The following is a 15,122-nucleotide window of genomic DNA, read 5'->3' as shown; positions in this document are numbered from 1 at the left end:
AAATCACTCCATTTCTCCTTCCCAATCGAGCATTCCACCTACCATATTCGTCACATTATAGCCATTTTGAGTGAGATACTCACATGCATTGCCGCTTCTCCCACCTGAACGGCATACCATGTAATAATGTTCATCTTTATCTAATTCATCTAAGCGTTCTGGAATTTGGCCGAGTGGGATATGTTTAGCTCCAGGGATTTTGCCCATGGCAACTTCTACATCTTCTCGAACATCGATAATATTTACTTTTTCTCCTGCAGTTAGCTTTTGTTCTAGCTCCATTGCTGTGATTTCCTTCATAATCTAAAATACCTCCGAATAAGTTTATTTTTATATTTATGGACAGTAAAACTCTTCTACTTTTCACTAATAAATCAACTGCTTCTTTTACGATTTGATCAGTCTTTTCACCTTTTGCAATATTTTCCCTCACACATTGTTCAAGGTTCGTACTTACAATTAAACCAATTGTACGGTCTAATGCACTACGTGAAGCAGATAATTGAGTAATGACATCACGACAATCTTGATGTTTTTCAATCATATTTAACACACCTTTGATTTGCCCTTCAATACGCTTTAATCGATTGACAACCGATTGATCATATTCCACAATAATCACCCCATGACTTGTGCTGAAAATAATTCGTTGATAGTAGTTGAGCAAATAATCTAACTGGCTCTACTTCTAGGAAACACGACTGGTTGTTTTTCCATCCATTTCATCCTGTTTACGCAAGACAATTAAAATAATTGGTACAAGTAATAGGGAGAGAACCCCACTTCCAATAGATAACATAGTAAAGCTGGAACCTGCTACTATCATACCAGATAAAGCACCACCAGCTGCACCTGATAACGCGATGAGCACATCTACTGTCCCTTGAACCTTAGCACGATTTGTTAATGTAGTTCCATCAACTATTAATGCTGTTCCACTAATTAGTCCAAAGTTCCAGCCAATACCCAATAAAATTAGCGCAATAGTTAAGACAGCTATTGAATCTGTTGGCGCATAAGCGGCCACAACGCCAGAAAATAGTAGAGTAATACCCGAGGCACAAGCCATTATTTTACGACCAATAGTATCCACTAAAACTCCTGTCACGAGTGACGGTAAGTACATAGCACCAATATGAAACCCAATAATAAAGCCAACCGCAGATAGTTCGTGTCCATGTTCTCCCATATGTACAGGGGTCATGGTCATCACTGCAACCATAACAATTTGGGTTATTACCATAACTGTTGCGCCTATTGTAACTTTATGTTGATTAATTTTTGGTAGCTTTAAACTGTTATTTGTATCTTTCTCTATTATTTCCTGATTCCTTGTTGCAAGTGCTTGTGCGATTTTAAGAGGGTCGGGACGAAGGAATACAAATAGTACTACGCCAGATAATATAAAAGCTGTCCCAGCAAGAATAAATGGCCCTGCTAAAGGTGGCACGTTGATAGATGATGCGAAATCCCCCATTACCCCAACTAAGTTTGGGCCTGCAACTGCACCTAATGTTGTGGAAACCATTGCCATACTAATCGCGGTTGCGCGCTGTTTTTCACCTGCTAGATCCGTTCCTGCATAACGAGCTTGCAAATTTGTAGCCGTGCCTGCTCCATAAACAAGTAACGCAATAAAAAGTAGGATAACATTGTGGAATAGAGCTGAAATTACCACTCCGACTGCACCAATACCACCAGTAATAAAACCAACTGCTAGCCCAATACGGCGCCCAAAACGTTGTGAAATAATCCCTACAATTAGTGCTGCACCTGCAGAGCCTAAAGTAAATAGGGCAATTGGCAGGCCAGCTAACATATTGGAACCTAACATATCTTCCGCTAATAATGCACCTACAGTAATTCCTGCAGCCAGTCCTGCTCCTCCAAGGATTTGAGCAATGATAATGATGATTAAAGTACGTCTGTATAATTGTTTTTGTTTTTCTGGATGGTCTATAAATGATTGAATAAGCTCTTTATTTTCGTCCAACTCCCGTACCACTCTTCCCCGCATCATTATACCCCCATAGGTATATTTAGAACGATATTATTATATATATAATTGATATACTTTTGCAATATTCCTGCTTAAGGAGGGTGAGTGAAATTACTAAAGGTATCCATACACTGCTTATACAAAAAGAAAACACCTAACCCTACAAATAGAGAGCTAGGTGCACCCATACATTAATCTGACTTTCGCATTGCTCGCATCACTAAACTGATTACGAAGATTAAAATAATTGCTCCAATTAGTGCTGGAATAATTGAATATCCACCTATTTCAGGACCCCAATCACCTAGGAGTGCTGAGCCAATCCATGCTCCGATAATACCCGCGATAATGTTACCTATCACACCACCTGGAACATCCTTTCCAACAATCAAACTTCCTAGCCAACCTAGAATTCCACCTACAATTAAACTCCATATAAACCCCATACTAATTCCTCCAAATTATTACAAATTTAATCTATTATATGTTTAACCAATCTACATAAAATTTAAACACTGCTTTTCTAAAGTAAAAAACCTCACTGTCCATGTGAGGCTTTCTATTACTGATTACTTACTGATGCTGCCTTTAAAATCTTGGCTTCCTCTGGTGTAATCGTTGGGATTTTTTTTATAAAGTAGTAGTGCTTCATAATACCAAGTATGATGATGATAACCTTAACTAAGATAATATCAACGTAGATTATGGAAAAAATGATAAATGCATCTGCGATCATATTAATACGGATTTTCTCTTTACGAGTCATTCCTTTATTTTCTTTTATTCTTACAACATAATCTTTATAAAAAGACGTACTCTTAAACCAATTATCTAACCGTTTGGAGCTTTTTCCAAAACAAAAGGCAGCAATTAAAAAGAATGGTCCTCCTGGAAGCACAGGAAGTACTACTCCGGCAACACCAATCCCAAAAGAAATAAATCCTACTATAATAAACAGAATACTTCTTAAACTTTTGATGGTAATCACCTTACCTTTTCGAATGCATATTTAAGAGCAATCAAACTATTAATAGTTTACACCTACACATACAATATTTCAAAGACTGCAACTTATGTTAAAATCTCCAATCAATAAAGACCTACCAAACGAATTCTTTCATTTGATAGGTCGAATTAAAAGTTATATTTTTCTCAATTGTTCTAACACACGCTGTGCCTTATACCCTACTTCAAAATCATAAATTTCTGCATCGTGGCCTTTTACTGCCTTCACTAATTCATCAATTAGATTATTATATGGTTTACCATCAACTGCGATTTCTTTTAGGTCCTCACCATTTTTCCCAGCCTTTAAAATCCCCCAGTTATTCAGGGTAATAACTCCCTCTGTTCCAAATGCTGTAAATCCAATATGCTCTTTCCCAGCAATTTGGCTTAATCCTTCAATTAACACTGGAGTTCCGTCAGTTAGCTCAAGCGTCGCAATAATACCTGTTTCACATTTAAGTGGATCTTCAGGTAGTTCTAGTTGGGCTTGAATATTTTTTACATCGCCAAATATTTTAATAATTTGTTGAATAAAATGCACCCCAACTTCCAGTACAAATCCCCCCTGTTCTCTTCCACCTACCCAATTATTTTGCTGCCATAAACGTGGCCACTGCGGGAAGTACATGGAAAGCTGTAATCGACGTAGTTTTCCGATATAGTTTTCGTCTATCATCTTAGCAAGTAAATTCGTAGCTGGTTCATAATTTAAAGGGAAATTCATTGCATGGACAACATTAGTACGCTTTGCAGCCTGAAACATTTCTTCAGCCTCTTCTAAAGAATTAGCTAGTGGCTTCTCACAAAGTACATGTTTTTCTGCTTTTAAAACATCTAAAACAATCTGATGATGCAGCTTCGGTGGTACCGCAACGTAAACCAATTCTACTTTTTCATCGGCAATTAATTGTTGATAATCTGTATACCCATTAATTCCACCTAAACGAGCCGTTGTTTCCGCTAGAAGTGAATCCATTTGGTCACAGACTGCAACTACCTCTACTTCACTATGTTCATTAAAACGTTTTATTAATCGTTGACCAATTGCACCAAGCCCAATAATACCAATATGTACCATTCGATTACTCCTTTTTTGTCTAAGATTCTATCATTTTTGATAATAATATTACCACAAAGTAAAAAGAAGTATGAACTTTTCGTGAAAAAAAGGGTATCGAATGGATTAGTATAGTAGAATAACATTTAGACTAAATTCAGGAGTTGAGGTTAAATGAAAAACGCTTTAATCGGAATAACAGGACTATTGCTATTGATACTGACCGCTTGTGGAAATTCATCACAGGAAGTTAAAGATATTAAAGAGTTAGTTCACGAATATAGTATAGGAAATTTTGAAGATGTTTCCGCTTCTATCGATTCACACAAGCTTACTGTGACAGATAACAATCAAAAGAAAACAACCTATGATCTTCCTGAAGATGAGTTTTTCGTTTCCATTGCACCTTTTGAAAAAACAACCCATGAATGTGCGATTCATAGCTTAACCGGCTGCCAAGGTGAGCTAATAGAGAAAGCATTTGACGTTTATATTGAGGATGAAGATGGCAATGTTGTCGTTAATGAGTCCATGACATCATTTGCAAATGGATTTATTGATCTATGGTTGCCCCGTGATAAGACGTATCAAGTAAAGATTGAATATAACGGTAAAGTTGCAGAGTCAGAGATATCTACTTTTGAAGGTGACAATACTTGTATCACAACAATGCAATTACGATAAATAGAGAAGGAGCTTCAAAAGCTCCTCTTCTCTTTGGTTAACAGATTTTTTATGTCATCCAATAATTCAGGAAGTCCATTTTCAAACAAATGCTCCTCCCCCGAAATAACTCTTCTTTTTCCATGAGGAAGCTTTTCTGCATATTCAGTATGATGTGAAAAGGGTACGATTTTCTCATCAATGCTATGATAAAGGAACAAATATGGTATTTCTTTTAGAGGTTGTTCGAAATCTTCTCTAAGAAAAAAATCGCTCCGTTGCCAATCTTCATCGATACCCCAAAATGGTGCTGCCACTATAAACAAACCCAAAACTTGTACTTTGAAAGATTCCTCTGAAAGATATTTTAATAGTACAGAACCACCTAACGAATGTCCCACTAAGATAACCTTACCAGAAAGTTGATCTAATTCTTTTTCAATTTGTTCTTTCCATTCGTCATATTTCGGATCTTCTGGTGTTTGCATATTAGGATGGATAAGGTGGTATTCTCTACTTAGCTCCTTTTGTAAATATGCGGTTAGTTTACCACTTCCTTGATTTTCACCTTGTGGGCCTGCACTATGTATGAACATTAAAGATAGGTTCATTTGAAAACTTCCTTTCAAAAAGTATTAGTTCACTCTTCTATATTAAAATGATACTTTCCTAAATCTATTACACTGTCATAAGATACGTAATTTAAAAAGAAACGTTTCAGATAGAGTAGATTTCTCTTATAAAAAAAACCTCACCTGGATCTTGTGAGGTTCAATGTGTTTATTTCTTTGCAGCTAGTGGTTCAAACGTTTTTGCTATACTAATCCTATAAACAATTAAGTAAATGACAATATAAATTGGAAATGAATAGATAGCCTTCCAATGATCTGTGGCATACAATCCTAACCATTTAAATAGCGGTTCTCCAATAAAAGCTGTCATTCCAGCAAATATGATTGCCTTTAAAAATGGATTTGCATCTGGTTTATATTGTAGCCAAAACATGATAGTAACTGGAAGCAATGTGATATCCCATGGAACATACGTAGGAATTGTAGGCAATGCCTTTCCTGTATAATGCCATAATCCCAATATAACTCCTAGAAAGTCTAACCAAGAGCTAATAATAATTACTATACTACCTGCTAATAAGAGCCTTGCCTCACTTCCGCGTTTTCGAAACATTATCCATAATACCCAAGGGAAAAGTGTCAGAAATACAGATAACCAATACTCCCAATGCCATAACGTGTTTTCCTTCCAGTATTCCAAATATTCCATTTCAACATTATGTATCTTCATATAAAACTCTTTCGTACCTTCAATTTTTTCCTCATCTAGTAATGGTTTCAATTTCATTGATCTCCTTGGAAAAATTCAGTAATTATAATTGCATACTCCCCATTTTTTCCAATATCCAAAATAAAACACCCATAAATATTGAATCTCTACATTTATGGGTGTCATGATTTAAGCTGTTTTTCTTACCTTCTCAACTAAATATTGTATTCCATACAACAAGTAAGCTTTATAGTGCAAGTAAAAAAAGAATTGAATATTACTTAATCGATGAAGCCCAACAATCTTAAATTTTTTCAGAATCTCAATTCCCGGAAATGCAAAGATAGCATCTGCAATTGCATTTACAATGATAAATTTTTTAAAGTTTCCATAAGTATACTTCAATATCCACATGGAAAGTGGCATATATGGTTCTATACTAAATGGAAGTTCATCCTTATAGAAGGCGTCCTTTTTATCATAAAATTTCCACCAATTCCGCTTGTGTCCATACAAATGGTTAACAATTTCAAAAATAATGATAAAAAAGCCACCAAACGCATACCGTTTAAAACTTCGCTTCCCAATAAACAATAGTGTCAACCAAGGAAAAATCATCATTGCAACATTAAAATACAAATGTCTCTTCGACATCATCAAACACAATCACCCCAACCAACTTTAGACTCTTTCCTTAAGATAACCAAAACCCTAAAAATAATCCAAAAATGGGACACGGGGACAGGTCGGTTGACCCACTTATCTAATGATTGCAATGACTTTCCCTAAAATTTATTCCTTAGAGCTTAACCACAAATCCATTGCCACATCCAATTCTTCACTCAATTCCACTTTTCTAGTGTACAAATTTTGAAGCTCCTCATAATCTATCTGTTCAGCCGACATAGAAATATCTAACTCGTTAATTTCCTTCTCAAGTAAATCAATTTTCTCTAGTAATTTAGCTTCATTAATCGTTTTATTTTGTGCTTGATTCTTCGTTTTCGGCTCCGGCTTTACAAACGGTATCGGTTTATTTTCCTTTTTCAGCATAGGTATTTTTTCAAGCTCAGCTTTATAAAAGTCATAATTTCCTAAATAGCTTTTTAAAGCATGATTTTCCACCGCTATTACTCTGTCGCACATTTTATTTATGAAATATCGATCATGAGAGATAAAGAAAATAGTCCCTTTGAAATCTTCCAAAGCCTCTTCAAGGGTTTCGATAGATTCAATATCCAAGTGATTCGTCGGTTCATCCAAAATTAATAAGTTTATATCTTGATAAAGTAACATAGCAAGCTTTAGTCTGATCCGCTCGCCACCAGATAGAAACTTCACTTTTTTATAAACACTAGACTTATAAAACATAAATTTTGCTAAATACTCGCGTGCTTTTCCTTCTAATATAGAGATATCCTCACGAAAAACTTCAATTAACATACGTTCCTCATTTGGAAAAGTAATTTTTTGTGGCAGGTACGCTACATTGACACTTGCTCCTAAAGTAATCTCTCCAGCATCTGGTTGTTCTTCTCCTAACAACATCTTAAGAAATGTAGTCTTCCCACTTCCGTTTGGCCCAATTAAACCTACCCTTTCACCGTAATGAATCATAACCTCGGCATTATGAAAAATTTCCTTATCACCGTATTTTTTAGAAAGGTTTGTTGCTTTGATAACCTCTTTACCAGAACGCTCAACATCGTTAAAACTTAATCTCATATTCTTTCTCTCAGTTTTAGGATTTTCCAAGCGTTCGATTTTTTCTAATCTTTTCTGAATGCTTGCTGCTCTTCTAAAAAACTTATTATTATCCGCCCGCATTGCCCAGTCTCTTAAATCCTTTACCGTATTTTCCATAGCAGTAATTTTCTTTTGCTGCTGTCGAAATTGTTCATATTGAATTCTTATATTTTCTTCCTTTTGAGTTACAAACGATGAATAATCTCCTTTATAACTAACTGATTGTTTATCTTCTACTTCCACAATTTTCGTAGCGACATGATCAAGAAAATAACGATCATGTGATACAAGCAGGACTATACCTTTATAGCTTTTCAAATAACTTTCTAGCCATTCGATTGACTCCATATCTAAATGATTCGTTGGTTCATCCAACAGTAAAATTTCTGGACTATGGATAAGAAGTTTCCCCAAAATAACGGTCGTTTTCTCTCCGCCACTTAGGATATCAAATTCTTTGTTTAAAAAGTGATCATTAAATTTGAGCCCTGTACATACTTTGCTTAATTTTTCCTTACGCTCATATCCGCCTTTTACTTCATAGTTTTGAACTAGGTTACTATATCTGTTTAAAGCTTTTTCTAAATCGGTACCTTCTAACACCTTCATTTGCTCTTCTATCTCACGCATTTGCTTTTCAATTTTATCAATTTCCTCAAAGGCAAGGTTTAAGATATCGATAACCTTATATTGCCCTGGATACTCTGGCATTTGTTCCAAGTAAGCAGTGGTTGCCCCATTAGGTATAATATTGATTAAACCCTCATCATACCCATAACTTGTCGTTTGCGGATATCCTGGGTAATAGTTCATTAGCTCTAACCCAGCTATTATTTTTAGAATAGTACTTTTCCCACTACCGTTAACCCCGACAATTCCTACCCTTTCGCCATCAAACGCTTCAAAGGTAACATTCTCTAGCACAAGTGTTGCATCCATAAATTTTTTCAAGCCATTAACTTTTAACTCTAACATAATTATTCCTACCTTCTTTCTTCCTGTACGTCACACCATTCTAAGACAGGCTAGAAGACTCCTACTATTCCTATATGAAAAAAGACCATAAGAAGATATTGCTTCTTACAGTCTAAAAGGATAGATGATATAAATATTGGCACAAGTTTATAGTGCATATCTATACAAAAATACACAAGAACCCTAAGTCTGGTTCTCGAACTAATATTAATTATCCCGTTTCAGTAAGTAAGTAGCCTTATAAATTGCCTGATTTTTAATGGCATAACAAATAAACCTAAAATTCTAGGTAATTCACACATTAAAAATCCTTATTAATTACACATAATTAATAATTAGCAATTCGTTGGCATCATACGCTTACTTACCTCCTTTAAAATTCACTCAATTATTACACTTTTTCCTCAATTTGTAAATAGGCTATTGAGAGGAATCGAACTTCCAATAAAAAAATGAGGCTACCAACACTTACATGCTAGCCTCATTTTAAATAATCTACAAAGCTTCCTTTATTAATTTCTTGTAGTAAAAAACAGAGAGAATACCAAAAATCGAATATAATATGGTGTATAGTACCATTACAATAATCATCGGTGTCCATAATTCCGTACCGAACCAGAACCATCCGGATTTGACTGCAAAGTAGCTATGGCTAAGTCCGACTAGTAAAGGTATACCAAAATTAAACATTTGCTTTACCTTAATTCCATTTAACAAATCCCCTTTGGTAAAACCTAATTTCCTGAGAATGGTATAGTTTGATTTTTCTTGCTCTCCCTCATCCATTTGTTTGAAATATAGGATACATCCTGAAGTTATTAAAAAAGTTAACCCAAGAAAAGCAACGACAAACATGATTAATCCCATATTTTGCTTTTGATTATTAAATGTCTCAAGCTGTGACTCATGACCTGCCCATACACCAATAGAAGATTGAAAAATCTCATTTGCTTTTTCGATCTCATCCTCCTCTTCTATGTCGACCCCTATAGATACTGTAAACTCATGCTTTATTTCTGGATCTATATCCTTACTTAATTGTTGAAATACTTTTTCATCCACTACAGTAGTTGGAAAACCACCATCCCCAACTCGCAAAGGAATAACAAATTTGTCTTCCATAATTTTATTTAGATTTAAATCATACGAAGTTGTATTACCATATATCGTAAATTTACCCATTTGAACGGACATAAATGTTCCTAGTGAAGACTCTATACCGATAAATGCTGCTTCATCTTCCTTCACATTTAAATCCTTAATATCGTTGTCTGACACGATAATGATTGGTACCTGGCTATCTTCCATCCAAGCTATATCTGTTAGACTAGTTTGGACAATATTCGAAATGTCCGAATTAACAGCTAGCATCTTAATTTTAGTTTGATGAAAGTCGATTTGATTTTCCTCTAATAAAGCTGTAAATTGTTCAGCATTCTCCTCATTTGGAATAGAAAAATCATACACAATATAATTTTTTGCTGACTTTTCTGCCGAATAATATGAAATATACGATAAGGATAACAACCCAATAGCTAATGCTGATACAGTTGTTACGACAGTTAATAACAGAGAATTTGACCTCATCCTGAACATGATGGAGGATAGCGAAAGAACTTTGTTTACAGATAAGTATCCATTATCCTTCTTACGAATGAGATTGAACATAAATCGAACTGAACCCTTGTAGAAGAAATAAGTTCCGATAATTACCGATCCTAGAATAACTAACATAGCATAGAACATTTCTTCCATTATAGAAAATTGTCCATCAAATAACTTTGTAGATAAATAATATCCAAATATAATGAGTCCAATTCCAATTATCCCCATTAAGATTTCCAATATGGAAACCTTATGTTTTTTCTCTTCTGATGTCGATGTCGTATGGAACAGTGATAAAATCCTTTGTCTTTTAATAAACCATGCATTTAACATTAGAATCAATACGTAGACTCCAGCAAAAACAATCACCGTTTGGACAAGTGCTTCTGTTGAAAATCGGAGTTCTGCAACCTCATTAATTCCAATGATTTTGATCAGTATCATCATAATTAGCTTTGACGATGCAAAACCAAGAAAAATACCAAGTATCATAGAACCAAAATACAAGACAAAATTTTCTACCCCGATAATCCAAAATACATTTTTCTTCGTTATTCCGACCAATTGAAATAAACCTATCTCTTTCCCTCTTCGCTTAATAAAAAGATTATTAGCATACACAAGAAAAACCGCTACAATGGCAATTAAAAGTACAGAAGATACCTTCATTGCCGCTTCACCTTTAATCGACCCTGTCGTAATATCCATTGCAGGATCATATTGTAGTGTGACAAATGCAAAATATAAAGAAACACTAAATACCAGTGCAAAAACATATAAATAATAATTTTTAATGTTCTTTAATAAGTTTCGAAAGATGAGAGATTTAAAGCTCATGCTGTACCCCACCTAACACACCTTGCGTTTTAATGATATCTTGAAAGAAATCCTGCCTACTCTCTTCCCCACGATTTAATTTCGTAAAGATTTGACCGTCCTTTATAAAAATGACACGGCTGCAATAGCTTGCTGCTAATGGATCATGTGTAACCATGACAATTGTAGCTTTTAGCTTCTCATTTAGATCACCTAATTTATTCAGTAAATCAGATGCTGCCTTTGAATCCAACGCCCCAGTTGGTTCATCTGCAAAAATGATACTAGGCTGATGAACAAACGCACGCGCCGCCGAAGTTCTTTGCTTCTGACCACCAGAAATTTCATTCGGATATTTATCCTTTATATCAAAGATACCTAATTCCTTCGTAACCCGTTCAAACATTAGCTGTGCTTCCTTCTTAGGTGTTTTATTAACTGTTAGTGGTAACATAATATTTTCTTTGACAGTTAATGTATCTAAAAGATGGTATTCTTGAAAGATAAAACCTAGGTGACGTTTTCTAAACTCTGCCAATGCTTTATCCTTCATTCTGGTGAACTCCTGTCCATCTACTAGAATTGAACCTTGTGTTACACGGTCAATGGATGAAAGAACGTTTAACAAGGTTGTTTTACCCGATCCAGAAGGACCCATTATACCAACAAATTCGCCTTTTTCAACGTTAATATCAATGCCCTTTAGCACATCTTGCCGATTTAATTTATTTCCGTATGTTTTTACAATATTCTTCGCTTCCAAAATGCTCATCCTAATCAACTCCTTTTTCTATTAATAGCATACCTGTATTCTTAAAAGACTTCCCTCTAATCGTCTAACAAAATAACAAAGCATGTGACAACTTTGTCACATGCTAATAAGATCTATAAAATCATTCTTGTGCGGAAAGGTTAATATAAACAATGTCCCTACACCATACGAAGATTCGACATCCATATGTATTTTTAAATGCACGGCTGCCTTCTTCGCTAAATAAAGCCCCATTCCTGTGGCATTTTGGTCCTTATGGTCACTAGTAGAAGTAAATCCTTTTTCGAAAATACGCGGAATATCCCTTGCTTCAATACCACGTCCATAATCTTGAATTTCCACTACTACCTTACCATTATTGTGATAACTTCGAACCTTTATATCTGATTTCCCACTATATTTAACAGCATTGGTTAAAATCTGACGAAATATAAAAGGTAGCCACTTAGCATCGGATAATACTTCAAAGACCTTTAAATCAACATCGAAGCCTAGCCCCTTTTGAAAACACCACGTTTTTAATGATTGGATTTCTTGAATGATTAATTTTTCTAAATCCATTTTCTCGATATAAAGGTCGTTCTCCATCGATGATAAACGGCGTTTATGTAGTTGTTGATCTAAAAGCAAATGCACTCGTAACCATTCATACATCAACTGCTCTCTTAACGCATTATCATCGATTCTTTCCATCATTAATTTCATTGTTGTTAACGGAGTCTTTACTTCATGAATCCAAGATAATAACTCATCTTTCCCCTGTTCAACCTCTACTACTAGCTGATTTAACTCTTGTTTAGTAGATTCTATCTGTTGTTTGATCGTCTTTTCCACAATCTGTTCAAAAGGAGTATTTCCTTCACCTATTATTTCTACGTCAACATTAGGCTCCCATTCTTCCAAACGTCTATAAAAGGAAACTTCCCTACCATACTGAATAACTAGAAATACTATAAAGAGAACAAAGGATAAAAAGACTATATATAGGATTGAACTAATCTTTATAGCAGAGTCAACATAGGCAACAACAAGGAATATTCCTTGTAAGAAACAAAAGAAAAGTATCCAGATTAATTTCTCTAATAAATATTTTTTTATCATCAAATTATTTCCTCTTCTTTAGCTATATACCCTTGTCCTACTTTCGTTTCTATAAATTGCCCTAACCCTATTTCCTCTAGTCTCTTTCGTAAACGATTGACATTTACTGTTAAAGTATTATCACTGACAAATCGTTCATCATTCCATAATTGTCTGATTAATTCCTCTCGATTAACAATTTGATTACTCTGTTCTAACAATATTTTCAAAATGAATATTTCATTTTTCGTTAGTTCGATCTCTCCCGAATTATTTTGTATAGTCCCTTTTACATAATCAACTGTTGCTCCGTTCCATACTTTTAGTTGGATTTGTTGCTCCTTACTATAGTTATATACTCGCCTTAATACTGCTTGGATCTTTGCAATTAACACATCAAAGTGAAAAGGCTTTTGCACATAGTCATCCGCTCCCAGCTGCATGGACATTATCATATCAGTAGGATGATCTCTTGATGATAAAAAAATAATCGGAACTTTAGAATGAGAACGAATCATTCGGCACCAATGGAATCCATCAAATTTAGGTAATTGAATATCTATAATTACTAAGTCTGGCTTTATCTGGGTAAAATCTTTCATCACGTCATGAAAGTTTTGGATGCCGTATACTTCATATGACCATTGTGATAAGCGTTCTTTCATCTCTTTAAACAATGTAACATCATCTTCAATTAGTAAGACTTTAAACAACATTACCACCATTTCTAATTATTTATTACATCTATTTTATATCAAAAAGAAATACAGTGCTATTGGTTAAGATAGAAAATAAATAGACTGAATCCTTTTTGATCCAGTCTATTTTCTAATGAAAGAAGTTTAGAGAAAAAATGTCCCCATTACTCAACTTCTCTCTCCTTATTAGCATAAGCCCTAAACAGTGAATACGCTAAGATGGAGAGTAAAATACCTGAAATGTATGGTAAACCAATTGATACGGAATATAATAATCCACCTAATATTGGCCCTACAATTCTTCCTAACGAATCAAATGAAGATAAATAACCCGTCGCAACACCATAACCCATTTTGGATCTTTTCGTTAATAAGGAAGACACACTCGGCCTTATAACCCCATTTCCAACCCCAAATATCGCAAGAAAAATGGCTGCAGTAGTAAAGCTTTCTGTTAAAAGAATAAGTCCAAAACCTATCCCAGAGACGATGATCCCCGCTCGGATAATAGTTCCTTCCCCATATTTTTTAGTAAGCTTCCCCATCGATCCTTGAACTGCTGCACTAGCAAATCCCATTATCATGAAAATATATCCTAATGTAACAGCATCTAGCCCTGCTCTTATCGCTGCAAAGTATGCGAATGTAGCTTCAAGGCCTGATAACGATACTGAAATAAAAAATTGAAGGAAATATAACAGAGCAGTTGGTCCACCAATAACTTTTCCTAAAGTTAAAGTATTCCTTTTATTTTGCCTGTGCGGTGCCAAGTGTAAAGATTCCTTTAAGATTAAGAACACAAAGATTAAGGTTACAAATGAAACGGTTCCAGCAATATAGAAAGGGGCATGTAAATCGATTTTTGTAAAAACTCCACCAATAGCCGGACCAAAGATAAACCCGAGCCCCGTTGCCGCTCCAATTATACCCATACCTTTACCACGATCTTCTTCAGAAGTAATATCTGCAACATATGCCGTAATGGTAGGCATATTCGCAGCAGATAATATACCACCAATGATTCTGGCAGCAAACAACATCCAGATTTCAGTGGATAAAGCTAAAATAAAAAAGGAAAGGGAAAGACCAAATATCCCCACCATAATTACCGGTTTACGACCAATTCGGTCAGAGATTTTACCCCACATCGGTGCAAACACGAATTGCATGAAAGAATAAACCGCCATTAAAAATCCGAGCTGTGCTGGAGTTGCGCCTAATTCTTCTGCATAAAAAGGTAGGACAGGAATGATGATTCCAAATCCTACCATAACTAAAAACATAATTAAAAAAAGAATTGGTAGTACTTTATTAAGTTTCAATGTTACTCCATCCTTATATTAGTGAATAATTAGGGAAAAGAAGCTTCTCACATTAGTATACCATTCCCTTACTTTTCCACACATGGCGAAATATCGACAT

The 15,122-nt window shown here is 35.0% G+C and carries 15 protein-coding genes and 1 pseudogene; 1 reads left to right on the top strand and 15 read right to left on the bottom strand.

Annotated features, from left to right (window positions below; genetic code table 11):
• Positions 1–3 precede the first annotated feature (3 nt).
• The 6 genes and pseudogenes from AB1K81_RS00395 to AB1K81_RS00370 all read right to left on the bottom strand — a co-directional run bounded on the left by AB1K81_RS00395 (position 4) and on the right by AB1K81_RS00370 (position 4,085).
• Complete coding sequence (locus AB1K81_RS00395; protein WP_412974671.1) at positions 4–300, bottom strand: rhodanese-like domain-containing protein; 297 nt, start codon at positions 298–300, stop codon at positions 4–6.
• A gap of 55 nt (positions 301–355) precedes the next feature.
• A pseudogene (locus AB1K81_RS00390) lies at positions 356–613 on the bottom strand (metal-sensitive transcriptional regulator); the annotation flags it as partial.
• 75 nt (positions 614–688) lie between these two features.
• Positions 689–2,017, bottom strand: a complete 1,329-nt coding sequence (locus AB1K81_RS00385; protein WP_412974670.1) for an MFS transporter — start codon at positions 2,015–2,017, stop codon at positions 689–691.
• Between the two features lie 173 nt (positions 2,018–2,190).
• Complete coding sequence (locus tag AB1K81_RS00380; protein ID WP_412974669.1) at positions 2,191–2,445, bottom strand: GlsB/YeaQ/YmgE family stress response membrane protein; 255 nt, start codon at positions 2,443–2,445, stop codon at positions 2,191–2,193.
• 116 nt (positions 2,446–2,561) lie between these two features.
• Positions 2,562–2,987: a YbaN family protein gene (locus tag AB1K81_RS00375; RefSeq protein WP_412974668.1), complete on the bottom strand. Its 426-nt coding sequence runs from the start codon at positions 2,985–2,987 to the stop codon at positions 2,562–2,564.
• Between the two features lie 153 nt (positions 2,988–3,140).
• A complete protein-coding gene (locus AB1K81_RS00370) occupies positions 3,141–4,085 on the bottom strand; it encodes a Gfo/Idh/MocA family protein (RefSeq protein WP_412974667.1) in 945 nt (314 codons plus the stop codon).
• Between the two features lie 153 nt (positions 4,086–4,238).
• Between AB1K81_RS00370 and AB1K81_RS00365 the strand changes: the two genes are divergently transcribed.
• Positions 4,239–4,748, top strand: coding sequence for a CueP family metal-binding protein (locus AB1K81_RS00365; RefSeq protein WP_412974666.1), 510 nt, complete (start codon positions 4,239–4,241; stop codon positions 4,746–4,748).
• A 14-nt stretch (positions 4,749–4,762) separates the two neighbouring features.
• Here the strand turns inward: AB1K81_RS00365 and AB1K81_RS00360 are convergent, their stop codons facing one another.
• The 9 genes from AB1K81_RS00360 to AB1K81_RS00320 form a co-directional block, all read right to left on the bottom strand.
• A complete protein-coding gene (locus AB1K81_RS00360; protein ID WP_412974665.1) occupies positions 4,763–5,338 on the bottom strand; it encodes an alpha/beta fold hydrolase in 576 nt (191 codons plus the stop codon).
• A 169-nt stretch (positions 5,339–5,507) separates the two neighbouring features.
• The gene (locus AB1K81_RS00355; protein WP_412974664.1) at positions 5,508–6,080 is read right to left on the bottom strand and encodes a CBO0543 family protein; all 573 of its coding nucleotides are present in this window, start codon (positions 6,078–6,080) and stop codon (positions 5,508–5,510) included.
• Positions 6,081–6,197: 117 nt separating this feature from the next.
• Entirely contained in the window at positions 6,198–6,665 is a 468-nt protein-coding gene (locus AB1K81_RS00350) for a hypothetical protein (protein WP_412974663.1), read from the bottom strand.
• Between the two features lie 135 nt (positions 6,666–6,800).
• On the bottom strand, positions 6,801–8,729 hold the full coding sequence (abc-f, locus tag AB1K81_RS00345; protein ID WP_412974662.1) for a ribosomal protection-like ABC-F family protein: 1,929 nt from the start codon (positions 8,727–8,729) through the stop codon (positions 6,801–6,803).
• A 495-nt stretch (positions 8,730–9,224) separates the two neighbouring features.
• Complete coding sequence (locus AB1K81_RS00340) at positions 9,225–11,171, bottom strand: FtsX-like permease family protein (protein ID WP_412974661.1); 1,947 nt, start codon at positions 11,169–11,171, stop codon at positions 9,225–9,227.
• A complete protein-coding gene (locus AB1K81_RS00335) occupies positions 11,161–11,922 on the bottom strand; it encodes an ABC transporter ATP-binding protein (RefSeq protein WP_412974660.1) in 762 nt (253 codons plus the stop codon). Before AB1K81_RS00335 ends, AB1K81_RS00340 begins: the two co-directional genes overlap by 11 nt.
• Positions 11,923–12,018: 96 nt before the next feature.
• Positions 12,019–13,023 carry a sensor histidine kinase gene (locus tag AB1K81_RS00330; protein ID WP_412976090.1) on the bottom strand — a complete coding sequence of 335 codons (1,005 nt, stop codon included), beginning with the start codon at positions 13,021–13,023 and terminating at the stop codon, positions 12,019–12,021.
• On the bottom strand, positions 13,023–13,715 hold the full coding sequence (locus AB1K81_RS00325) for a response regulator transcription factor (protein ID WP_412974659.1): 693 nt from the start codon (positions 13,713–13,715) through the stop codon (positions 13,023–13,025). The genes AB1K81_RS00330 and AB1K81_RS00325 overlap by 1 nt, the downstream gene beginning before the upstream one ends.
• Positions 13,716–13,864: 149 nt before the next feature.
• Positions 13,865–15,022 (bottom strand): MFS transporter, encoded by a 1,158-nt coding sequence (locus tag AB1K81_RS00320; protein WP_412974658.1) that lies wholly within the window; start codon positions 15,020–15,022, stop codon positions 13,865–13,867.
• Positions 15,023–15,122 lie beyond the last annotated feature (100 nt).

The sequence above is a fragment of the Ornithinibacillus jepli genome (assembly GCF_047228935.1).
GTDB lineage: Bacteria > Bacillota > Bacilli > Bacillales > Amphibacillaceae > Ornithinibacillus.
This window is presented reverse-complemented; position numbering and strand designations above follow the sequence as displayed.

What these genes read in the sequence shown, in the direction of transcription:
- AB1K81_RS00340 (WP_412974661.1), bottom strand. Translation starts at nt 11,171, where the DNA reads ATGAGCTTTAAATCTCTCATCTTTCGAAACTTATTAAAGAACATTAAA.
- AB1K81_RS00370 (WP_412974667.1), bottom strand. Translation starts at nt 4,085, where the DNA reads ATGGTACATATTGGTATTATTGGGCTTGGTGCAATTGGTCAACGATTA.
- AB1K81_RS00350 (WP_412974663.1), bottom strand. Translation starts at nt 6,665, where the DNA reads ATGATGTCGAAGAGACATTTGTATTTTAATGTTGCAATGATGATTTTT.
- AB1K81_RS00365 (WP_412974666.1), top strand. Translation starts at nt 4,239, where the DNA reads ATGAAAAACGCTTTAATCGGAATAACAGGACTATTGCTATTGATACTG.
- AB1K81_RS00360 (WP_412974665.1), bottom strand. Translation starts at nt 5,338, where the DNA reads ATGAACCTATCTTTAATGTTCATACATAGTGCAGGCCCACAAGGTGAA.
- AB1K81_RS00330 (WP_412976090.1), bottom strand. Translation starts at nt 13,023, where the DNA reads ATGATAAAAAAATATTTATTAGAGAAATTAATCTGGATACTTTTCTTT.
- AB1K81_RS00380 (WP_412974669.1), bottom strand. Translation starts at nt 2,445, where the DNA reads ATGGGGTTTATATGGAGTTTAATTGTAGGTGGAATTCTAGGTTGGCTA.
- AB1K81_RS00335 (WP_412974660.1), bottom strand. Translation starts at nt 11,922, where the DNA reads ATGAGCATTTTGGAAGCGAAGAATATTGTAAAAACATACGGAAATAAA.
- AB1K81_RS00395 (WP_412974671.1), bottom strand. Translation starts at nt 300, where the DNA reads ATGAAGGAAATCACAGCAATGGAGCTAGAACAAAAGCTAACTGCAGGA.
- abc-f (WP_412974662.1), bottom strand. Translation starts at nt 8,729, where the DNA reads ATGTTAGAGTTAAAAGTTAATGGCTTGAAAAAATTTATGGATGCAACA.
- AB1K81_RS00385 (WP_412974670.1), bottom strand. Translation starts at nt 2,017, where the DNA reads ATGCGGGGAAGAGTGGTACGGGAGTTGGACGAAAATAAAGAGCTTATT.